General features: G+C 69.0%; 24 protein-coding genes. 3 read left to right on the plus strand and 21 right to left on the minus strand.

The annotated features are described in order from the left end of the window. Positions 1-2: 2 nt before the first annotated feature. Together ACIBG7_RS01325 and ACIBG7_RS01330 are read right to left on the minus strand one after the other, a co-directional pair. A complete protein-coding gene (locus ACIBG7_RS01325; RefSeq protein WP_357917597.1) occupies positions 3-734 on the minus strand; it encodes an ABC transporter permease in 732 nt (243 codons plus the stop codon). Continuing rightward, entirely contained in the window at positions 731-1642 is a 912-nt protein-coding gene (locus ACIBG7_RS01330) for an ATP-binding cassette domain-containing protein (RefSeq protein WP_397334798.1), read from the minus strand. Before ACIBG7_RS01330 ends, ACIBG7_RS01325 begins: the two co-directional genes overlap by 4 nt. A gap of 170 nt (positions 1643-1812) precedes the next feature. On the opposite strand from ACIBG7_RS01330, the gene ACIBG7_RS01335 reads away from it, so the two are divergent. Both ACIBG7_RS01335 and ACIBG7_RS01340 read left to right on the plus strand, forming a co-directional pair. Further along, a complete protein-coding gene (locus ACIBG7_RS01335) occupies positions 1813-2985 on the plus strand; it encodes an ROK family protein (RefSeq protein WP_397334799.1) in 1173 nt (390 codons plus the stop codon). A 13-nt stretch (positions 2986-2998) separates the two neighbouring features. Then, entirely contained in the window at positions 2999-3589 is a 591-nt protein-coding gene (locus tag ACIBG7_RS01340) for a cob(I)yrinic acid a,c-diamide adenosyltransferase (RefSeq protein ID WP_357917591.1), read from the plus strand. Positions 3590-3610: 21 nt separating this feature from the next. Here the strand turns inward: ACIBG7_RS01340 and ACIBG7_RS01345 are convergent, their stop codons facing one another. The 18 genes from ACIBG7_RS01345 to rpmE form a co-directional block, all read right to left on the minus strand. Continuing rightward, the gene (locus ACIBG7_RS01345) at positions 3611-3985 is read right to left on the minus strand and encodes a DUF2550 domain-containing protein (protein ID WP_357917589.1); all 375 of its coding nucleotides are present in this window, start codon (positions 3983-3985) and stop codon (positions 3611-3613) included. A 16-nt stretch (positions 3986-4001) separates the two neighbouring features. Then, the gene (locus ACIBG7_RS01350) at positions 4002-4403 is read right to left on the minus strand and encodes a F0F1 ATP synthase subunit epsilon (protein ID WP_357917586.1); all 402 of its coding nucleotides are present in this window, start codon (positions 4401-4403) and stop codon (positions 4002-4004) included. 60 nt (positions 4404-4463) lie between these two features. Then, on the minus strand, positions 4464-5897 hold the full coding sequence (gene atpD / locus ACIBG7_RS01355) for a F0F1 ATP synthase subunit beta (RefSeq protein ID WP_357917583.1): 1434 nt from the start codon (positions 5895-5897) through the stop codon (positions 4464-4466). Between the two features lies 1 nt (position 5898). Continuing rightward, on the minus strand, positions 5899-6801 hold the full coding sequence (locus ACIBG7_RS01360; RefSeq protein ID WP_397334800.1) for a F0F1 ATP synthase subunit gamma: 903 nt from the start codon (positions 6799-6801) through the stop codon (positions 5899-5901). A gap of 3 nt (positions 6802-6804) precedes the next feature. Then, positions 6805-8454, minus strand: coding sequence for a F0F1 ATP synthase subunit alpha (atpA, locus tag ACIBG7_RS01365; RefSeq protein ID WP_357917579.1), 1650 nt, complete (start codon positions 8452-8454; stop codon positions 6805-6807). A gap of 24 nt (positions 8455-8478) precedes the next feature. Further along, positions 8479-9288: a F0F1 ATP synthase subunit delta gene (locus tag ACIBG7_RS01370; RefSeq protein ID WP_357917576.1), complete on the minus strand. Its 810-nt coding sequence runs from the start codon at positions 9286-9288 to the stop codon at positions 8479-8481. After that, positions 9288-9827 (minus strand): F0F1 ATP synthase subunit B, encoded by a 540-nt coding sequence (locus ACIBG7_RS01375; protein ID WP_357917573.1) that lies wholly within the window; start codon positions 9825-9827, stop codon positions 9288-9290. The genes ACIBG7_RS01370 and ACIBG7_RS01375 overlap by 1 nt, the downstream gene beginning before the upstream one ends. Positions 9828-9856: 29 nt before the next feature. Further along, positions 9857-10066: an ATP synthase F0 subunit C gene (gene atpE, locus ACIBG7_RS01380; protein ID WP_357917570.1), complete on the minus strand. Its 210-nt coding sequence runs from the start codon at positions 10064-10066 to the stop codon at positions 9857-9859. Positions 10067-10133: 67 nt separating this feature from the next. Further along, positions 10134-10925 carry a F0F1 ATP synthase subunit A gene (gene atpB, locus ACIBG7_RS01385; protein ID WP_357917567.1) on the minus strand — a complete coding sequence of 264 codons (792 nt, stop codon included), beginning with the start codon at positions 10923-10925 and terminating at the stop codon, positions 10134-10136. A 228-nt stretch (positions 10926-11153) separates the two neighbouring features. Next, on the minus strand, positions 11154-11582 hold the full coding sequence (locus ACIBG7_RS01390) for a hypothetical protein (protein ID WP_357917564.1): 429 nt from the start codon (positions 11580-11582) through the stop codon (positions 11154-11156). Between the two features lie 195 nt (positions 11583-11777). Further along, positions 11778-12989 (minus strand): MraY family glycosyltransferase, encoded by a 1212-nt coding sequence (locus ACIBG7_RS01395; RefSeq protein WP_357917561.1) that lies wholly within the window; start codon positions 12987-12989, stop codon positions 11778-11780. Positions 12990-13047: 58 nt separating this feature from the next. After that, entirely contained in the window at positions 13048-14313 is a 1266-nt protein-coding gene (gene glyA, locus ACIBG7_RS01400) for a serine hydroxymethyltransferase (protein WP_357917558.1), read from the minus strand. Between the two features lie 126 nt (positions 14314-14439). Then, complete coding sequence (locus ACIBG7_RS01405) at positions 14440-14817, minus strand: hypothetical protein (protein WP_357917556.1); 378 nt, start codon at positions 14815-14817, stop codon at positions 14440-14442. Next, the gene (locus tag ACIBG7_RS01410; RefSeq protein ID WP_397334801.1) at positions 14818-16353 is read right to left on the minus strand and encodes a hypothetical protein; all 1536 of its coding nucleotides are present in this window, start codon (positions 16351-16353) and stop codon (positions 14818-14820) included. 57 nt (positions 16354-16410) lie between these two features. Beyond that, complete coding sequence (locus ACIBG7_RS01415; RefSeq protein ID WP_397334802.1) at positions 16411-17055, minus strand: L-threonylcarbamoyladenylate synthase; 645 nt, start codon at positions 17053-17055, stop codon at positions 16411-16413. An 11-nt stretch (positions 17056-17066) separates the two neighbouring features. Further along, on the minus strand, positions 17067-17921 hold the full coding sequence (gene prmC / locus ACIBG7_RS01420) for a peptide chain release factor N(5)-glutamine methyltransferase (RefSeq protein ID WP_357917548.1): 855 nt from the start codon (positions 17919-17921) through the stop codon (positions 17067-17069). Further along, positions 17918-18970 (minus strand): peptide chain release factor 1, encoded by a 1053-nt coding sequence (prfA, locus tag ACIBG7_RS01425; RefSeq protein ID WP_397334803.1) that lies wholly within the window; start codon positions 18968-18970, stop codon positions 17918-17920. Before prfA ends, prmC begins: the two co-directional genes overlap by 4 nt. Before the next feature lie 102 nt (positions 18971-19072). Continuing rightward, complete coding sequence (rpmE, locus tag ACIBG7_RS01430) at positions 19073-19285, minus strand: 50S ribosomal protein L31 (protein WP_357917542.1); 213 nt, start codon at positions 19283-19285, stop codon at positions 19073-19075. A 270-nt stretch (positions 19286-19555) separates the two neighbouring features. On the opposite strand from rpmE, the gene ACIBG7_RS01435 reads away from it, so the two are divergent. Continuing rightward, positions 19556-20779, plus strand: a complete 1224-nt coding sequence (locus ACIBG7_RS01435) for a hypothetical protein (RefSeq protein ID WP_397334804.1) — start codon at positions 19556-19558, stop codon at positions 20777-20779. A gap of 4 nt (positions 20780-20783) precedes the next feature. On the opposite strand, the gene ACIBG7_RS01440 is transcribed toward ACIBG7_RS01435, so the two are convergent. After that, on the minus strand, positions 20784-21434 hold the full coding sequence (locus ACIBG7_RS01440) for a response regulator transcription factor (protein WP_357917536.1): 651 nt from the start codon (positions 21432-21434) through the stop codon (positions 20784-20786). Between the last annotated feature and the right edge of the window lie 5 nt (positions 21435-21439).

The raw sequence follows: 21439 nt of genomic DNA on the forward strand, positions 1-21439 counted from the left end.
GGTCAGCTGTGCCGGGGGTCCCAGCGGAAGAGCCATTTGGCCAGTGCAGCGCCGATGATCAACCAGACGCCCAGAATACCGACATAGAGCCACAAACCGCTCGTCAGCTCTCCGGTGTACCCGGCGCGCATGATCTCGATGACCGGCGTGGCCGGCACCATCCGGGCGAACACCGCCAGCGCGTCCGGCATCGCGCTCAGCGGGACGACCAGAGGCGACGCGAAGATCATCACCATTAGCGGCGGCAGCACCGCCACCTGCACCGACTCGGCGGTCGGCGTGATCCCGGAGAAGGCCGCGGCCAGCAGCGAGAAGACCGCCACGCCGAGCACCGCGCCGCCCAGCATCACCGGGATGTTCGCCGGCAGCCCGCCGCCGGTGCGGTCGATCCAGATCGCCAGGAGCACCACCTGGAAGGCGAAGACCGCGAACGCGGCCAGGCCGGCCCCGCCGAAGATCGCCAGCGCCGAGCCCTGGCCGCCGCGCAGCCGCTTCAGCACCAGTTCCTCGCGGCGGGCGGTGAAGGTGTTCACCAGGTTCAGGAAGACCGCGAAGGCCAGCATCACGCCCGGCAGGCCGGTCAGCACGAAGGTGGCGTCGGGGGCGGTCAGCGAGAACATGGCGCCGAACAGCAGCGGCAGGATCACCGCGTTGAACAGGGCGGTGAAGTTGCGGCCCAGGAGCTTCAGGTCGGTGCGGGCCAGCCGTACCGCGTGCAGCACATCGGTCTTCATCGAGCGCTCTCCTTGGCCACTCGCAGGAACACGTCGTCGAGCGTGCCGGGCCGCACCTCGAGCCTCTCCAGGGTCAGGCCGTGCCCGTCGGCCCAGTCGAGCAGCCGCCGCATCGCCGCGTGCGTGCCCTTCTCGACCTTGTAGGTGGCCGTCCGCTCGCGCAGCTCCGGCCGCTCGCCCTCCAGCACCGGCAGGTCCACCCCGTCGTACGGCAGGCGGAACCGGATCCGGTCGCCGGTCGTGGCCACCACCTCGTCCACCGTGCCGTGCACGTGGATCACGCCCTCGTGCATGATCGCCAGCCGGTCGGCCAGCCGCTCGGCCTCCTCCAGGTAGTGCGTGGTGAGCAACACCGTCGCGCCCTGCTCGCGCACGTCCCGGATGATCTCCCACGTCACCTGCCGGGCCTCCGGGTCCATGCCCGTGGTCGGCTCGTCCAGGAAGAGCACCTCCGGCCGGCTCAGCACCGCGAGCGCCAGGTCCAGCCGCCTGCGCTGGCCGCCGGAGAGCTGCTTCACGCGGGTCTTGGCCTTCGGCTTGAGCTGCACCAGCTCCAGCGGGTCGGCCTTGATCGGCTCCCGCCCGGCGTCGAGGCACATCCCCCGCCACAGCGCGACCGTCTCGGCCACGGTCAGATCGCCCAGGAAGCCGGCCTCCTGCACCATGATCGACACCTTCGGCCGCAGCCTGCGCCGTTCGGCGATCGGGTCGAGGCCCAGCACCCGCACCTGGCCGGCGCTCGCCTTGGCGTACCCGGCGAGCACCTCCATCGTCGTGGTCTTGCCCGCGCCGTTCGTGCCCAGCAGCGCGAACAACTCGCCCCGGCCCACCTCGAAACTGACCCCCCGCACGGCTTCGAACGCGCCGTACGACTGGCGGAGGCCGGTCACCTCGATCGCTGTCGTCATGGATCCATCGTCCGGTTTTCCGGACCGGCCAGGTAGACACGCGAATCACCGCCCGGGCATGGATCGTGCGTCCTTCCGCGATGACATTTGTCATCCGGGTGTCCCGAGTTGCGGGTTACTAATGAAGAGTGTTTGTATTTCTCTCACACCAGGCCGGTCAAGGGGGATGGATGACGATTCGCGGCGGCGACACCTCGCGCCTGCGCCGGATCAACCTGAGCACGACCCTGCGCGCGCTGCGCGGGCAGGGCCCGATCGGCCTGACCGACCTGGCCAGGCGGGCCGCGCTCTCCCGGCCGACGGTGGAGAGCCTGGTGGAGGAGCTGCTCGCCGCGGGCTGGGTCAAGGAACTGCCGCCCGAGACCGGGCAGATGGGCCGCCCGGCCCGGCTGGTCGCCTTCCGCGGCGAGGCCGGGCACGTGCTGGGCATCGACGTCGGCTCCTACAGCATCCGGGCCACCGTCGCCGACCTGGACGGGGCGGAGGTCGCCCGGCACACCGAGCGCGTCTCGGCCGCCGCCGGCCGGGCCGAGCGGCTGGCCGTCCTGCACGCGACCGCTGAGGGCGCCCTGGCCGCGAGCGGTCTCGACGCGCGCGACCTGGCCGCCGTCTGCGCGGGCACCACGGGCGTCGTCACCGCCGGCGGCGTGGTCCGGCTGTCGTACGGCCTGCCCGAGTGGACCGGCCTCGACCTGGCCGGCGAGCTCCGCCGGCACTACTCCTGCCCGGTCCTGGTGGAGAACGACTGCAACCTCGCCGCCCTGGCCGAAGGCTGGCACGGCGAGGCCCGCGGCGTCTCCGACGTCGCCTTCGTGCTGTCGGGGGTCCGCACCGGCGCCGGGATCCTCATCGGCGGCAAGCTGCACCGCGGCGGCCACGGCGGCGCGGGCGAGATCGGCGCGCTCCCCCTGGTCGGCTGGCACCGCGCCCCCTCGCACCTGAACGCCTACCCCGGCCTGCCGCCCGGCACCGCACCCGAGGACACCGCCGGGCTCGTCTTCGCCGACGCCCGCGCCGGGGAGCCGGCCGCGCGCTGGGCGGTCGAGCAGTACGCCCACGACCTAGCCGAGGGCATCGCCGCGCTGGTGCTGACCCTGGACCCGGACCTGGTCGTGCTCGGCGGCGGCGTCTCCCGCTCCGGCGACGTGCTGCTCGAACCGCTGCGCCGCCACCTCGACCCGCTCTGCCTCCAGCCGCCCGCGCTGACCGTCTCGGCGCTCGGCGACCAGGCCGTGGTCCTGGGCGCGGTACGGCACGCGCTCAACCACGTCGACGCGCAGCTCTACGACATCGACACCCCGTTGGCCGATATTAAGACTAACTTCTTTAATATCGGCGTGTGAGATCCTTGTCGCCATGACCCGAGCAGACAAGGACAAGCCCGTCGTCCTCTCCCGCATCTACACCCGCACCGGCGACGACGGCACCACGGCGCTGAGCGACATGAGCCGCGTGTCCAAGCTCGACACCCGGCTGGCCGCCTACGCCGACGTCGAGGAGGCCAACGCGCACATAGGCATCGCCCTGGCCTATGGAACGCTGCCGGCGGAGCTCAGCGCGGTGCTGGTGCGGATCCAGAACGAGCTCTTCGACCTCGGCGCCGACCTGGCGACCCCCGTGGTGGCCGAGCCCGAGTTCCCGCCGCTGCGGGTGGAGCCGTCCTATGTCGAATGGCTGGAGGCGCAGTGTGACCACTTCAACGCCTCGCTCAAGCCGCTGCGCAGCTTCATCCTGCCCGGCGGCGACCCGGCCACCGCGCACCTGCACCTGGCCCGGGTGACGGTACGGCGGGCCGAACGCAGCGCGTGGGCGGCACTCGAGGCGCACGACGACACGAACCCGCTCACCGCGAAGTACCTCAACCGGCTGTCGGACCTGCTGTTCATCCTGTGCCGCGTGGCCCACGACGGCTCGGAGATCCTCTGGAAGCCGGGCGGCACGCGCTAGCCGTACCGGGGGCTGGAAAACTCAGGAGACGTCTAGGTAAGCCCCGGGCGGGGCCGACTCCAGCCAGGCGAGGAACCCGGTGAGCGCGTCGTGGCTCATCGCCAGCGAGACCCCGCCGCAGTCCACCGCCCACAGCCCGTCCTCGAGCTGGCGGCGCCCGGAAACGACGAGACCGCGCCTCGCGATAGCGTGGCGCGGTCTCAACCGCAGGCCCATGAGCGGGATCCAGTGGAGCTCGCCGTCAGCGTACCGGGCTACCCCGCTGCGCCAGCCGTGCGTGCCGACCCGAAGGCGACAGGGCACGCTGCCGCGCGAACGCGAGAGCGTGAACCCACGGAAAACGACGAGGGCGGCGACCAGCAGCACACAACTCAGGAGAATCAGTGCTGCCGTCATCGCCGCCCTTTCGGAATCAGACCTCTTCGCCCGCGGCACGCAGCCGGGCCCGGGCACGCTTGGCCTCTACCGCCGCGTCCGCGTCGTCCTGGCTGGCCTCGACCGCGGCCTGCGCACGCGCGAGCGCGTCGCGAGCTGCTGCCACGTCCACCTCGGAACCGAGCTCGGCCACCTCGGCGAGCACGGACACCTCGTTGTTGGCCACGGAGAGGAAGCCCCCGTGAACCGCGGCGACGAGGTCGTCCTCGCCGTCGCGCTTCACGCGCAGCACCCCGCCCTCGACGAGAACGCCGAGAACAGGTGCATGCTGCGGAAGGATACCGATCTCGCCGTCCACGGTCTTGGCAATCACCATGTCGGCCTCGCCCGACCAGATCTCACGCTCAGGTGAGACGACACCTACTTGCAGCTTGGCCACTTGCAGGTTCCTTTCCGATCAGAGTGGGATGCCGGGCTCGCCGGCATCCCAGAAGCCGACCTAGCGCTGAAGTTCCTTGGCCTTGGCCTCGGCCTGCTCGATGCCACCGACCATGAAGAACGCCTGCTCGGGCAGGTGGTCGTAGTTGCCCTCGCACAGACCCTTGAACGAGGCGATGGTCTCGTCCAGCGGCACGAACTCACCCGGCTGGCCGGTGAACGCCTCGGCGGCGTACATCGGGTGCGACAGGAAGCGCTCGATCCGGCGGGCCCGGTTGACGGTGACCTTGTCCTCCTCGGACAGCTCGTCGATACCGAGGATCGCGATGATGTCCTGGAGCTCGCGGTACTTCTGCAGGATCCGCTTGGTCTCCTGGGCCACCCGGTAGTGCTCCTCGCCCACCACGGTGGGGTCGAGGATGCGGGAGGAGGAGTCGAGCGGGTCCACCGCCGGGTAGATGCCCTTCTCGGAGATCGGACGGGACAGAACCGTCTGAGCGTCGAGGTGGGCGAAGGCGTTGTGCGGCGCCGGGTCGGTGATGTCGTCCGCGGGCACGTAGATCGCCTGCATGGAGGTGATCGAGTGACCACGCGTCGAGGTGATGCGCTCCTGGAGCACACCCATCTCGTCGGCCAGCGTGGGCTGGTAACCCACGGCGGACGGCATACGACCGAGGAGGGTGGAGACCTCGGAACCGGCCTGGGTGAAGCGGAAGATGTTGTCGATGAACAGAAGCACGTCCTGCTTCTGCACGTCACGGAAGTACTCCGCCATGGTCAGCGCGGAGAGCGCGACGCGCAGCCGGGTGCCCGGCGGCTCGTCCATCTGGCCGAAGACGAGGGCGGTGTCCTTGAGAACGCCGGCCTCCTCCATCTCCAGCCAGAGGTCGTTGCCCTCACGGGTCCGCTCGCCGACGCCCGCGAAGCACGAGGTGCCGGAGAACTTCAGCGCGACTCGGCGGATCATCTCCTGGATCAGAACGGTCTTGCCGACGCCGGCGCCACCGAACAGACCGATCTTGCCACCCTTGACGTACGGGGTGAGCAGGTCGATGACCTTGATGCCGGTGGGCAGCATCTCGGTGCGGGACTCGAGCTGGTCGAAGGCCGGGCTCGGGCGGTGGATGCCCCAGCGCTCCTCGACCTTCAGGGTGGCGGTGGGCACGTCGAGCGACTCGCCCAGCGCGTTCCACACGTGGCCCTTGACGACGTCGCCGACGGGCACCGAGATCGGGCTGCCGGTGTCGGTCACGGCCGCGCCGCGGACCAGGCCGTCGGTCGGCTGCATCGAGATGGCGCGGACCAGGTTGTCACCCAGGTGCTGCGCGACCTCCATGGTCAGCGTCTTGGACTCCCCGCCGAGGACGACGTCCACCTTCAGGGCGTTGTAGATCTCGGGCATCGTCTCGGCGGAGAACTCCACGTCGACGACGGGACCCGTGACGCGAGCGACTCGGCCCGTGCCAGTCGTGGTCTCAACAGTCTCTGCAGTCATTTCACTCTTTCCCCGCTGCGGCGTCAGCCAGCGCGTTGGCGCCACCGACGATCTCGCTGATTTCCTGGGTGATCTCGGCCTGACGAGCCTTGTTCATCTCCTGGGTGAAGACCCGGACGAGCTCGTTGGCGTTGTCGGTCGCCGACTTCATGGCCCGGCGACGCGCCGCGTGCTCCGAGGCGGCCGACTGGAGCAGCGCGCTGAAGATGCGCGACTCCACGTAACGCGGGAGCAGCGTCTCCAGCACCTCGTCGGCGCTCGGCTCGAACTCGAAGTAGGGAGGGATGGCCGTGGCCTCGGTGGCCTCGGCCTCCTCGACCTCGAGCGGCAGCACGCGCTTGACCACCACGTCCTGCGTCAGCATCGAGACGAACTCGGTCGAGACGATGTGGATCTCGTCGATGCCGTTGTCGTCCTTGAAGGAGTCGATCAGCGTCGAGGCGATGTCCTTGGCGTTGAGGTAGGACGGGTTGTCGGAGAACCCGTCCCACTCGCCGGCCGTGGTCCGACCGCGGAAGCTGTGCCACGTGATGCCCTTGCGGCCCACCACGAACGGCACGGCCTCGACGCCGCGGGACTTAAGCAGCCCCTTCAGCGCCTCGGCCTCACGCAGCACGTTCGCGTTGAAACCGCCACAGAAGCCGCGGTCACTGGTGACGATGAGGACGCCGGCCTTGACCGGGTTCTCCTTCGCCACGGTCAGCGGATGGGTGACGGCAACGGTGTTGCTGACGACGCCGGTGACGGCGCGGGTGATCTCGCGCTCGTACGGCAGCGCCGCCTGCATCCGCTGCTGCGCCTTCACGATCCGCGAGGAGGCGATGAGCTCCTGGGCGCGCGTGATCTTCGCGGTCGACTTGACCGAGGAGATCCGCCGCCGCAGCAGCCTTAGCTGAGCGCCCATGGCCTACTTCTTCTCGCCCGGGCGGACGACCTTCTGGATCTTCTCCTGGCCGACCTCGTCCGCGCCCAGCGGCGCGACCGGCTCGTCCTGGATCAGGAGCTCGCCCGCGGAGGTGGTGAAGCCCTTCTTGAACTCGGTGATGGCGCCCTTGAGGGCGGTCACCGTGTCGTCGGAGAGCTCACGCGTCTCGCGGATGGTGTCGAAGATGCCCTTCTGGGCGCTGCCGATGTAGTCGAGGAACTCGGCCTCGAAGCGGCGCACGTCCTCGAGCGGGACCTCGTCCAGCTCACCGGTGGTGCCGGCCCAGACCGAGACGACCTCGCGCTCCAGGGAGAACGGGGAGTACTGCGGCTGCTTGAGCAGCTCCACCAGACGCTGACCGCGGTCGAGCTGAGCGCGCGAGGCGGCGTCGAGGTCGGAGGCGAAGGCCGCGAAGGCCTCCAGGTCACGGTACTGGGACAGGGCCAGACGGAGCGTGCCGGCGACCTTGCGCATCGCCTTGCTCTGCGCGGAACCACCGACTCGGGAGACCGAGATACCGACGTTGATGGCGGGGCGGACACCGGCGTTGAACAGGTCGGTCTCGAGGAAGACCTGGCCGTCGGTGATGGAGATGACGTTGGTCGGGATGAACGCCGAGACGTCGTTGCCCTTGGTCTCGATGATCGGCAGACCGGTCATCGAGCCCGCGCCCATGTCGTCGGAGAGCTTGGCGCAGCGCTCCAGCAGGCGGGAGTGCAAGTAGAAGACGTCGCCGGGGAAGGCCTCACGGCCCGGCGGGCGGCGCAGCAGCAGCGAGACCGCGCGGTAGGCGTCGGCCTGCTTGGTCAGGTCGTCGAAGACGATCAGGACGTGCTTGCCCTGGTACATCCAGTGCTGGCCGATGGCAGAACCGGTGTAGGGGGCGAGGTACTTGAAGCCCGCGGCGTCGGAGGCCGGAGCGGCGACGATGGTGGTGTACTCCATCGCGCCCGCCTCCTCCAGGCGGCCACGGACCTGCGCGATCGTCGAGCCCTTCTGGCCGACCGCGACGTAGACGCAGCGGACCTGCTTGCTCGGGTCGCCCGAGAGCCAGTTCTCGCGCTGGTTGAGGATCGTGTCCACGGCGATCGCGGTCTTGCCGGTGCCACGGTCACCGATGATCAGCTGACGCTGACCACGGCCGATGGCGGTCATGGCGTCGATCGCCTTGATGCCGGTGGCGAGGGACTCCTTCACCGGCTGGCGCTGAACGACGGAGGGGGCCTGCAGTTCGAGGGCGCGAAGGCCCTCGGACTCGATGGCGCCCTTGCCGTCGAGGGGGTTGCCCAGGGGGTCGACCACGCGGCCGAGGAAGTTGTCGCCGACCGGCACGGACAGGACCTCGCCCGTGCGGCGCACCGTCTGGCCCTCCTCGATCCGGCTGAAGTCGCCGAGGACGACGACGCCGATCTCGCGGGGGTCGAGGTTCAGGGCCAGACCGCGCGTGCCGTCCTCGAACTCGAGCAGCTCGTTGGCCATCGCCGAGGGCAGTCCGGAGACGTGGGCGATACCGTCGCCAGCGTCGACGACGGTCCCGATCTCCTCGCGCGCGGCGCCTTCCGGTTCGTACGCCTGGACGAAGCGCTCAAGCGCGTCCCGGATCTCATCCGGCCGGATCGTAAGCTCCGCCATCTCTCTTCAGTCTCCTAAATTCGCCTAGCCGGCCAACCGGCGGCGGACATCTTCGATTCGTCCCAGGATGGTGCTGTCGATGACCTCGTCACCAATGCGGACCGAGAATCCACCCAGCACCCGTGGGTCCACCTCAGTGTTCAGGTGCACGTCACGACCGTAGGAGTCGCGCAGCCACGCGCTGAGGCGCCGCTTCTGCTCCTCGGTGAGCTCGACGGCGCTGCGCACGACCGCCACCAGACGCTGGCGTTGCTCGGCCACGAGCTGGCCGATCTCCTCCAGCGCACCTTCCAGGCTACGTCCTCTCGGATGCACGACCGCCTGGGTCACGAGCCGGAGGGTGGTCGGTGCGACCTTCCCGTCCAGGAGGCCGCGCAGCAGCTCCTGCTTGCCCTCTTCGGGCACGGACGGGTCGCTCAGCGCGCGCCGGAGCGCGGGGTTGGCGGCGACGATGCGGCCGAAGCGGAAGAGCTCGTCCTCCACCTCGTCGATACGCCGCAGCGACTCCGCCTCCGCGGCCGAAGCCGAGATGCTCAGCCGCTCCAGGGCGTCGGCCAGGTCGCCGGGGCGCGACCACTTGGCCGCCACGGCGGCGGCCACGGTCTCCAGACCGGCGTCGCTGATCTTGCCCTGCAGCAGGCCGCGGACGACCTGCGTCTTCTGGTCGGCCGGACGGGCCGGGTCCGAGACCGCGCGCCGCAGGCCGTGCTCACGGTCGAGCAGGTCCGCGACCGAGTCGAGTTCCTCGGCCAGGCGGCCCAGATCGGCCGATCCGGCGATCGCGTTGAAGCGCTCCTCGACCTCGGCCAGAGAGGCTCTGCTCAGACCACGCATCAGCGCACCGCCTGCGCAGAGCCCTCGAGCTCGTCCAGGAAGCGGTCGATGGTACGGCGCTGCCGGGCCTCGTCGTCGAGGGACTCGCCCACGATGCGGCCGGCCAGGTCGGTCGACAGGCGACCGATCTCCGTGCGGAGCTGGGCGAACGCCTGCTGGCGGTCGGCCTCGATCTGCGCGTGCGCGGCCTCGATGATGCGGCGGGCCTCGGTCTGCGCCTCCTCGCGGAGTTCGACCTTGAGCTGCGCCGCCTGTTCCCGGGCGTCCTCACGGAGGCGAGCAGCTTCCGCACGCGCCTCCTTGAGCTGCTCGTTGTACTGCCGCTGCAGCTCGGCAGCGTGGGCCTGGGCCTCTTCTGCCTTCCTCAGGCCACCGACGATGGCCTCAGTGCGCTCGTCCATGGCCTTCTGGATCTTCGGAACGAGCAGCTTGCCAACGAAGAACAGGACGAACAGGAACGCGAAGCCACCGACGACCATCTCGGAGGTGTGCGGAATGAGGGGGTTGTTGGCCCCGTCCGCCGCGAGATACAGACTCATTGGTGCTGCCCTTTCGTCAGAATGCTAGGTCAGCCCGCCCAGACGAAGCCGAGGGCGATGCCGATGAGGGCCAGCGCCTCGGTGAAGACGAAGCCGAGCATCATGTTGGTGCGGATGATCGGGTAGGCCTCGGGGTTGCGGGCGATGGCCTGCACACCGTTACCGAAGATGATGCCCACGCCGATGCCGGGGCCGATCGCGGCGAGACCGTAACCGATGGCGGCAAGGCTTCCAGTCATTTCCCTTGGTTCCTTTTCTGTCGACCGGTGAGACTCATTCACCGGAGCTTGTGTGGCGTTGGTCGGATCAGTGCTCGGCGTGCAGCGACGTGCTGATGAACATCGCCGTCAGCAGCGCGAACACGTAAGCCTGCAGCGCCTGGATGAAGAGCTCGAACGCGGTCATGACGATGGTCATCGCCACGCCGAGCACGCCGACGATGGCGCCGGCCGGGGTCAGGTTGACGAACAGGAAGTGCCAGCCGACCTCGGAGAAGAGCGCGAGGATGAGGTGGCCGGCCATCATCGTGGCGAAGAGTCGCAACGCGTGGGTGACGTGCCGGAGGATGAAGGTCGAGATGAACTCGATCGGCGCGACCAGGACGTAGATCCACTTGGGCAGGCCGGGCGGGAACATCATGTTCTTGAAGTAGCCGACCGGGCCCTGGTGCTTGATGCCCAGGTAGGTGACCAGCAGGAAGACGCCGATGGCCAGGATCGCCGGGTAGCCGATGATCGACATGAACGGGAACTGGATGAAGATCACAGAGCCGAACAGGTTGGCGATCAGCACGAAGATGAACAGGCTGAAGATCAGCGGCATCCACCGGTCGCTGTCCTTGCCGAGGAACGGCCGGGCGATCTGCTCCCGGGCGAACTCGTAGGCCATCTCGCCCAGGTTCTGGACGCCCTTGGGCACCAGCTTGGGCCGGGAGAAAGCGGCGTAGGCCAGGACGATGGCGAGCAGCATGGTGATCAGCGCCAGAAGGGCCGGCTTGTTGAACCAGGCCACCCCCTCGACGAGCGGCGGCCAGTCGAACAGGCCGAGCCCCGGGGCTTGGAACTCCTCTGAGGCGAGAGGCGTCAGCGCGGCGGTCACTCGGCGTTCCCTTCGTCGAGATGAATCAAGATCTTGTCTTCGGCTTCGCCGCTGGTTGGCGAGTCACCGGGAGGAGCAGGCAGATGTGTGCTGCGATGGGGCGGGAACCGCTTCACGGAAACTCCACAGGCCGTCCGCCGGCAAGCACATCGCGCACGCGACAATAGCAGGGTTGCTTCTGACTAGTCATATCGGGCCAGCCGCTTCGGCTCTCCACCCGGGGCCTGGTCACTTTTTGTCCCCGTAGTGTCCGGGGACTTTGCCCTCAGGGTCGACGTAGAGCATCTTCAGCTTCACGACCGCCCGGGCCTCCGCGAGCGTCCACATCACGGTGCAGACGATGACCGCCCAGGTGAAGGCCTTGGGGCTCCACGCGGTCACGCCTTCGAGCGAGGACAGCGCCAGGATCAGGGCGAGCGCCTTGACGAGATAGGTCCCCATCGCGGCGGCCATCATGAAGGTGGGCGAGATGCGGGAGGCGTAGCCGAGGGCGAAGACGCTGATGGAGAAGAAGACCAGCACGAGCGCGGTGCCGATGAGCGCGCCGAGCAGGCCGGGCACTCCGCTGACCACCGCGCAGACGGCGACGACGAGCGCGCCCACCGCGACTGCGGGGATCGCGGCGGCTTTGAGAAGCCGGACGTCGTTGGTCTGCATCGGTGCTCCGTAGCTGAGTTGTCAATACTCGCCCAGGTTTCAGGCGGTGCTTCCTCCTGCTCGTGAAAGATATCACAAGCTCCCCGATGCCCGCCTTTACCTGTCCTTTCGTGTGGACGGCGGGCCCCGAACGGCCCTGCCGAAACCGGTGATTGCGGACGACCCTTTTACCGGTAGGCGGACCGTCCGCCGACCTCAGCGGCTGAAGCTCGACGCCTCCGCGGTGATGGGAGGCATGGGTCCGGTCGGTGGTCCATCGTCGTCGTCGTCGGAAACGCGACGTCTGCGCCGGGGCGCGTGATGGGCGCCGCGGCCCCGCCAGCGCGGCGCGGCCATCAGCACCAGGACGCCCAGGGCGAGCAGGATCACCACGGGGAAGAGCAGGACCGGCACGCCCACGGTCGACATGCCCATCAACCCGAAGGCGAACAGGAAGGTCCAGGCGTACATGATCAGCACCGTGCGGCGGTGCGAGTGACCGATGTCCATCAGCAGGTGGTGCAGGTGCCCCCGGTCGGGGGCGAACGGCGACAGGCCGCGCGAGGTACGCCGGACCACCGCGGTGATCAGGTCGATCAGCGGCAGCACCAGGACGGCCAGCGGCACCAGCAGCGGGACCAGGGCGCCGAACTTGTTGACGCCCTTGATCAGCTCGGGGTCGGCCGCGGAGGTGACGGTGATGAGCGAGGAGGCGAGCACCAGGCCGAGCAGCATGGCCCCGGTGTCGCCCATGAAGATCTTGGCCGGGTGGAAGTTGTGCGGCAGGAAGCCGAGGCAGACGCCGATGAGGATGGCCATGATGGCCGCCGTCACGTTGATCCGGTTGTCCTCGATCGCCTGGTCGAGCTGGACCGAGTAGGCCCAGGTGGCGACGGCCGCGATGCAGACGATGCCGGCCGCCAGGCCGTCGAGCCCGTCGACGAAGTTGACCGCGTTGATCACGACGACCACGACCAGGATGGTGAGGGTCGCGCTCAGCGTGTAGTCGAGGCCGAGCGAGCCGCCCCAGTCCTTCGGCAGCGGCACGAAGTTGAGCCGGACCCCGAAGTAGACCAGCGTGCCCGCCGCGGCGATCTGCCCGCCCAGCTTGATGAACGGGTCCATGCCCCACCAGTCGTCCAGGAAGCCGGTGAGGGTGATGATCCCTCCGGCCACGACCAGCGCGAGCACGGTTTGAGATTCTGCGAGTTTTGCCCCAGTATGTTCAAGTTGTCCGGTTACCAGCAGGCCGGCGACCAGACCGCCGTACATCGCCAGACCGCCCAGCCGGGGCGTCGGAGTGGTGTGGACGTCGCGGTCACGCACCTCTGGCATGGCGCCGATGCGAATGGCGAACCGGCGGACCAGTGGGACCAGCAAGTAGGTCACCACAGCCGCAACCAGTGCCATGAAGAGGTATTCGCGCACGGACCCAGTTTCCACGATCCTCCGGCCACTCATGACCGGAAAAAGACACAGACTCAGCTTACAAATCGCTGGGATATGGCCGGTGGATGGCTACGATACTGGAAACCCGGAGCCGTGTGACATACGTGCTTTCCCGATTCCGGACCGCCTCCGCCACCAGAGTTCCCACCTCCCTCATCTCCTCAGTGCCCATACCCTGCGTCGTCACACAGGGCGTTCCCACCCGCACACCCGACGTGATCGCCGGCGGTTCGGGATCGTATGGAATGGCATTTCTGTTCAGGGTGATTCCGGCCTCGGCGCATCGGCGCTCGGCTTCCGCCCCCGTCACCCCCACTCCTCGCAGGTCGGCCAGTGCCAGATGGGTGTCCGTACCCCCGGCGACCGGCCGCATGCCCGCCTCGGCCATCGAGTCGCACAGCGCCCGCGCGTTCGCCACCACCCGCGCGGCGTAATCGGCGAACTCCGGGCGGGCCGCCTCGCCGAACGCCACGGCCTTCGCGGCGATCGTGTGCATCTGCGGGCCGTCCTGGACGAAAGGGAAGACCGCCCGGTCGATCCTGCGGGCCAGCTCCGCCGTACAGAGGATGCCGCCGCCGCGCGGCCCGCGCAGCGCCTTGTGCGTGGTGAAGGTGACCACATCCGCGTACGGCACGGCGGACGGGATCGCGCCTCCGGCCATCAGCCCCACCGTGTGCGCGACGTCGGCCAGCAACCACGCGCCCACCTCGTCGGCGATGCCGCGGAAGGCGGCGAAGTCGATCAGCCGCGGGTAGGCGGTCGCGCCGCACACGATCACCTTGGGCTCGTGGCGCAGGGCCAGGTCGCGCACCTCGTCGTAGTCGATCAGCTCGTTGTCGCGGCGGACACCGTAGGAGACCACGTCGAACCAGCGGCCGGAGAAGTTGACCTTGGACCCGTGGGTGAGGTGGCCGCCGTGCGCCGGATCCATCGCGAGCATCGTGTCGCCCGGCCTGAGCAACGCGGCGTAGGCGGCCAGGTTGGCGCCCGCGCCCGAATGCGGCTGGACGTTGGCGTGCTCGGCGCCGAACAGCGTCCTGGCGCGTTCGATGGCCAGGTACTCGGCGCGGTCCACCACCTCGCAGCCGCCGTAGTAGCGGCGGCCCGGGTAGCCCTCGGCGTACTTGTTGGTCAGCGTCGAGCCCAGCGCGGCCAGGACGGCGGGGCTGGCGAAGTTCTCGCTGGCCACCAGCTGGAGCCCGCCCCGCACCCGGGCCAGCTCGTCGAGCAGCACTTGGGCGACCTCGGGGTCCTGCTGCTGCAGGGCGCGGAAGTCTGGGCCGTAATAGGGCGTCTCTCCCACTTGACCACACTATGCCCGCTTCCCCCGCTCCGCCACGCCCTTCCACCGGCTCGGGGCGGAGTACGGCGTCGCCGTACCCCTTCGCCACGTGAGGGGACCTAGCGGAGGACGTGCCACGCCAAAAGGTCAGGAGAAAGCGTGCGGGGCGCTCGACGCGGCCGGGATCCACCGCGGGGTGTCCGCCGCCTGGTCACTGATCGCCGTCAGCACCGCCTGCCGATACAGCCGCAGCCGCGTCCGCCACTCCCCCAGGTCCTCCACATACCTGGTCCCCACGGGGGCGTCCCACGTCTGCGGGCTCTTGGCCATCTGATAGGCCTTGTCCAGCGAACCGGTCAGCGTCTCCAGCACCGGCAGCACGGTCTGCCAGACCGTCACCAGCCGCTGGTAGTCGGGGTTGAACTCCCAGGCCGTCGGCTGACCGTCCAGCGGCCCTGCGCTCCCCGTGCTCGGCGGGCGCTCACCCGGCTGGCGGGGCTGCGGTGCGGGCGGGTCGGCGTACATTTACGCAGGTCCTCCTGGCTTGACGGATCCGGCTGGCCCATCGGGCCCGATCTCCTCCGGGGCCCACTCGCCCTTCCCCCACTCCCCCTTGGGCACCTCCACGCTGGGCATCTCCATCGGCGGGATCTCCGAGATGTTCTCCGCAAGCTCAGCCAGCTTCGCGTCCGACGGCCGTGTGGCCTCCACCGACACCACGTCACTGCCATCACTGACCCACTGCTGCACATCCCCAGCCGAAGCAGCCTGCGTCCCCACCGGCCCACCCGAAGTGGCCGACGGCTCACCCGTCGTCTCCACCGGCCCACCCGAGGTCGCCGACGGCCCGCCCGTCGTCTCCGCCGGGCCACCCGAGGTCGCCGCCTGCGTGGCAGGTCCACCCGGGTCCACCGACCCCGCCGGCCCATCCGGCTTCACGCTCTCCGGAACCCACTCACCCTTGCCCCACTCCCCCTTCGGCACCTCCACACCAGGCATCTCCATCGGCGGAATCTCCGAGATGTTCTGCCCAAGCTCAGCCAACTTCGCATCGGAAGGCCGCGTGGCCTCCACCGACACCACATCACTGCCATCACTGGCCCACTGCTGCACATCCCCAGCCGAAGCAGCCTGCGTCCCCACCGGTCCGCCCGAGGTGGCCGCCTGCGTGGCAGGTCCACCGGGATTCACCGCCCCCGCCGAGCCATCCGGCTTCACGCTCTCCGGAACCCACTCACCCTTGCCCCACTCCCCCTTCGGCACCTCCACACCAGGCATCTCCATCGGCGGAATCTCCGAGATGTTCTGCCCAAGCTCAGCCAACTTCGCGTCGGACGGCCGCGTGGCCTCCACCGAGACGACGTCCCCGTCGTCGGTCTTGCCGGGCTGGTCGGCGGGCTCGACCTGACCGGCCTTGTCGAGCAGGTCGGCGATCTCCTTGGCCGTGGGGGTGGAGTCGAGCGGGATCTGCACGACCTTGACGCCGTCCACCTCGACGATCTGCGGCTTGCCCGCATCGGAAGGCGTGGTGGTCCCGCTGACCGGGGCGGCCTTCTTGAGCTCCTCGCCGGCACCGCTGACGGACTCGGACCCGGTCATCGCCTTGGGCGGCGGGGTGGTCGAGTTCCCGTCCTGAGCGGGCTTGGTCTCCGGGGTGGCCGGTGTCGTGGTGGCGGACTCGGACGGCGCAGGCTTGTCCCCAGCCTCCGGCTTGTCCCCGACCTCAGGCTTGTCCTCGGCGTCCGGCTTGTCCTCGGTCTCAGGCTTGGCACCGGAGTCCGGTTTGCCGCTGGTGTCCTGTTGGGTGCCGGTGGGGGGCGTGGTGGTACCGGCGTCCTCGCGCTTCTCCAGCAAGGTCAGCCGCGCCGTGACGTCACGGACCATCCCGTCACACGCCTCGGCCACCTGCGCGGGCCGGTGCGTCGTCTGGGTCGCGAGCCCGGCCGCGCCCATCACCTGCGCGACCCGGCCCTCGATCTGACGCATCTGCACGGCCGCCTGCCGTACCTCTGCCAGCAACTCACGGACCAGCTTGGGATCCATACCGTCGAACTTGGCCACGATCTCACGGTAGGTGTCCCGTGGCCCGGACGCCCGAGCGATGCTCAGCCGGTATGCCTACGCGTCGGTGGCGACGTAGCCCACGATGCCGCGCAGCTTCTCCACCGGGATGGCGCCCTTGCGCAGCAGCCGGGGGATGGCCGAGGTGAGGTCGACGATGGTCGAGGGCACGTCGTCGGAGCAGGGCCCGCCGTCGAGGTAGACGGAGACGGACTCGCCCAGTTGCTCCACGGCGTTGGCCGCGGTGGTGGCGGCGGGGGCGCCGGAGCGGTTGGCGCTGGAGACGGCCATCGGGCCGGTCTCCTTGAGCAGGTCGAGCGCGACCGCGTGCAGCGGCATGCGGATGGCGACGGTGCCCTTGGTGTCGCCGAGGTCCCAGGACAGGGCCCGGTTGGCCTTGCAGACGATGGTGAGCGGCCCGGGCCAGAAGGCGTCGATGAGGTCCTGGCCGTAGGGGCCCATGTCCTCCACGAGCGCGGTGGCGGCGCGTACGGTGCCCACCAGGACGGGCGGCGGCATGTCGCGGCCCCGGCCCTTGGCGTCGAGGAGCTTCTGCACCGAGGCGTGGATGAAGGCGTCGCAGCCGATGCCGTACACGGTGTCGGTCGGCATCACGACCAGATCACCCAGGCGTACGGCTGCCGCCGCCTCGATGAGGCCCGCAGCGCGCTGGTCGGGATCGGAACAGTCAAAAACCGCCATGTCGCTTCACCCTAATCCTGGCCGAGTCTGGCCGTGACGAACCGGTCTCTACGCGTCAGATCCTGGCGCAGCCGGGCGTCGCGCCAGCCGTGTTCCTCGGGGAAGAGCAGGTAGACCGCCTGCCCTTGCTCGTCGGCGTGCTCCACCGCCACCCAGCCGCCTGGGCGGAGCAGGCGGCGTGCCGTACGTTCGACCGCCCGGACCTCGCCCAGGCCGTCCTCGCCGCTGCCGAACAGCGCCCGCCTCGGGTCGTAGTCGCGCACCTCGGGGTCGCGCGGGATGGCGCCGGGCGGGATGTAGGGCGGGTTGGAGATCACCAGGTCGACCTTGCCGTTGAGCTCGGGCAGGGCGCCGGCGAGGTCCTCGGGGTGCAGGTGCACGCGGCCCTGGCCGTGCTCGGTGATGTTGCGCTTGGCCCAGCCGTACGCCTCGGGGTCGACCTCGACCGCGTGGACCTCGGCGAGGGCGACCTCCTGCGCGATGGACAGCGCGATGGCGCCCGAGCCGGTGCCGAGGTCGACGACGAGGGGCGCGGCGACGTCCATCTCGCGCAGCCGCTCGATCGCCCAGCCGGCCATCACCTCGGTCTCGGGCCGGGGCACGAAGACGCCCGGGCCGACGTTCAGCTCGAGGTAGCGGAAGTAGGCCTTGCCCGTGATGTGCTGCAGCGGCTCGCGCGCCTCACGCCGGGCGATGCCCTCCCAGAAGAGGGCGTCGAACTCGGAGTCGCGGACCGTGTGCAGTTCGCTTCTGCGCACGCCATGGACGAACGCGGCGATCTCCTCGGCGTCGGTGCGCGGCGAAGGGACCCCCGCCTCGGCCAGCCGGGCCGTGGCGTGTGCGATCTCGTCCAGGAGGAATGTCATGTGTGGGCAGCGAGCTTCTCCGCCATCTCGGCGTCGATGAGGGCTTGGGTGACGGCGTTGAGTTCGCCGTCGAGCACCTGGTCGAGGTTATACGCCTTGAAGCCGACGCGGTGGTCGGAGATGCGGTTTTCCGGGAAGTTGTAGGTGCGGATGCGCTCGCTGCGGTCGACGGTGCGCACCTGCGACTTGCGCTCGGCCTGGGCGGCGGCGTTGGCCTCCTCCTCGGCGAGCGCCTGGAGCCGGGCGCGCAGGATGCGCAGCGCGGACTCCTTGTTCTGGAGCTGGCTCTTCTCGTTCTGGCACGAGACCACCACGCCCGTGGGCAGGTGGGTGATGCGGACCGCCGAGTCGGTGGTGTTGACCGACTGGCCGCCGGGGCCGGAGCTGCGGTAGACGTCGATCCGCAGGTCGTTGGCGTCGATCTGGATGTCGACCTCCTCGGCCTCCGGATAGACGAGCACGCCCGCGGCGCTGGTGTGGATGCGGCCCTGCGACTCGGTCGCGGGCACGCGCTGCACGCGGTGGACGCCGCCCTCGAACTTCAGGCGCGACCACACGCCCTCGTCGCCCTTGGCCTTGATGCCGACCGTGACGTCCTTGTAGCCGCCCAGGTCGGAGTGCTGCGCGTCGATGATCTCGACCTTCCAGCCGAGCCGCTCGGCGTAGCGGAGGTACATCCGCAGCAGGTCGCCGGCGAACAGCGCCGACTCCTCACCGCCTTCGCCCGCCTTGATCTCCATGATGATGTCCTTGTCATCATTGGGATCGCGCGGGATCAGCAGGTGCTTGAGGCGCTCCTCCAGCTTGGGGATGCGGCCTTCCAGCTCGGCGGCCTCCTCGGCGAACGTGGCGTCCTCGCCGGCCAGCTCCTTGGCCGCGGACAGGTCGTCGCGTACCGACTCCAGCTCGCGGTAGGTGCCCACCACCGGGGTGAGCTGCGCGTACCGCTTGCCCAGCGTGCGCGCCTTGTTCTGGTCAGCGTGCACGGCGGGATCGGCGAGCTGCGTCTCCAGCTCGGAATACTCCTTGAGCAACTCGTCCAGATTCACCGTGCATCCTCCTCGTTCGGTGCGGTTGGGCGGCTTGAGCCCCAATCACCAACAACGCCGACCCGACGGCACCAACGTGCCACCGGGCCGGCGTCGCGGAAGCTAAGCCTTCTTGCTGCCGAACCGCTTCTCGAACTTGGCCACGCGGCCACCGGTGTCGAGGATCTTCTGCTTGCCCGTGTAGAACGGGTGGCAGGCGGAGCACACGTCAGCGTGGATCACGCCGTTCTTGGCGGTGCTGCGCGTCGTGAAGGTGCTGCCGCAGGCGCAGCTCACCTGCGTGACGTGGTAATCCGGGTGGATGTCGCGCTTCATTGCTGTCCTTTCGAGTTGCGGTCGCCGGGTCGCCTTGGAGATTCCGTACGGCTTGCGCGCTGTCGCACACGGGGGTGCGCGCGGGCGGGAACCGGTACCGCTTCGGTTCAGCTACCAGTGTGCCAGATCGTTCAACCTTCCCAGGCCACGTGGCATTCCCAGGAGGCGTTGAGCTTGGGATGTGGACGAGTCACTTCCGTCACACTAGGCTCCGGTGCCCAAACCGTAACTTTTCCCCTCATGTTGACCGAGCAAAAGGAACCCCATCAAATGAAGAGAAGGATGCGGTTGCTCTTCGCGACCGTAACCGGCGCGGCGGTGCTCTCCAGCACCTTCGTGGCTTCCTCGGCAGCATCGGCACAGTCCCTCGCGGCCTGTACCCTCACGGCCACGGATGTCACCAAGATCACGCTTGGCGACTCCTACATCCCACTGAAGGACGACCTCAAGGTAGACCTCTCGGTCGCGGTGAAGGACCCCTACGGACCGAAGGCCACCGAGTACCCCGTCGTCGACACCACCAAGGACGCCAGCCCCGCGCCGGCGCTCAAGGACCGCAAGTGGGTTGTCAAGCCGGTGGTCACCTCCGCCACCGCCGAGATCTTCCGCACCGGTGAGACGACCGCGTCCCAGTCCATCGCCCTCACCGGGGCCCCTGGCGACCTGCCCGTGCCGCAGACCGCCGACGGCATCCCGGAGACCACCGAGAAGCTCGCGGTCGCGGCTGTGCCGGAGAGCGTCGACCTCAAGGGTCAGTTCGTCATCAAGGAGACGGACAAGGACAAGGCCGGGAAGTGGACCGTCAAGGTCACCGTCACCCGGACCTCGGGCGGCAACACGGCGGGCAACTGCCAGGAGTTCGACGTCTCCGGCAAGCAGGAAGTCGCTTCCGGCAGTGTCTCTCCCTCCACCATCCAGCTCAAGCGCGGTCAGGACGTCCCGGTTCGCATCACCGCCAGCGTGAAGAACGCCACCGGGGTGAGTGCGGAGCTGCGGCCGCACGACGGGTCGATGTGGATCAACGTCCCCCTCACCAAGGAGGGTGACGGGAACTACCGTTACACCGCCTACCTCGCGGACGACACCTCGCCCGGCAGCTGGTACCTGGTCATCAAGGGGACCCGCGGCAAGGAGGCCATCGAGGCCACCGGGATGTCGTTCACCATCCTCGCCCCCGAGGACGGCGTCGCGCCCAAGGCCTCTTCCAAGGTGACCATCAAGGCGCCGAAGAAGGCCAAGCTCGGCAAGGCGTTCAAGATCTACGGCAAGGCCTACCGCGGTTCCAAGGGGTACTCCGGCAAGGTCCTGGAGCTGTACTTCAAGAAGAAGGGCAAGAAGTCCTTCACCTTCTACGGCTTCGCCAAGGCGACCTCGACCGGTGTGTGGGCGAAGAACGTGAAGCAGAAGTACGACGGCTACTGGCGCGTCGTGGTGCCGGGCACCAGCAAGACGAAGAAGTCCTACGCGAACTCGAGTCTCGTGGACGTGAAGTAACCGGTTAGCGGGCGCTCGCCGTTCCGCCGAGGTAGGCGAGGACGGCGAGGACCCGGCGGTGGTCGTCGGGGGCGGGGCCGAGGTTCAACTTCCCGAAAATTCCGGAAATGTGCTTCTCCACCGCCCCCTCCGAAATCACCAGCCGCGCGGCGATCGCCGTGTTGGACCGCCCCTCGGCCATCAGAGCCAGCACCTCCCGCTCCCGGGGCGAGAGCGAGTCGAGCGGAGCTCCTCGCCGCTGCCGGCTGAGCAACTGCAGCACCACCTCGGGGTCGATGACCGTCCCCCCGCCCGCGACCTGGCGGACCGCGTCGAGGAACTCGGCGACGTCGGAGACGCGCTCCTTGAGCAGGTACCCCACCCCCGGCCCGATCAGCTCGCCTGCGTACTGCTCCTCGACGTACTGCGACAGCACCACGATGGGGAAGCCCGGCCGGGAGGCGCGGATGCGCAGGGCCGCGCGGATGCCCTCGTCGGTGTGGCCTGGCGGCATGCGGACGTCCACGATCGCCAGGTCGGGCGCGAGCGCCGAGACCGCCTCCAGCAGGGCGTCGGCGTCGCCGACCAGGGCCACGGTCTCGATGCCGCCGTCGGCCAGCAGCCGGGAGACGCCCTCGCGCAGCAGCACGGAGTCCTCGGCGATCACCACTCGCATGGTGA

This window comes from Nonomuraea sp. NPDC050328 (genome assembly GCF_044459405.1).
GTDB lineage: Bacteria > Actinomycetota > Actinomycetes > Streptosporangiales > Streptosporangiaceae > Nonomuraea.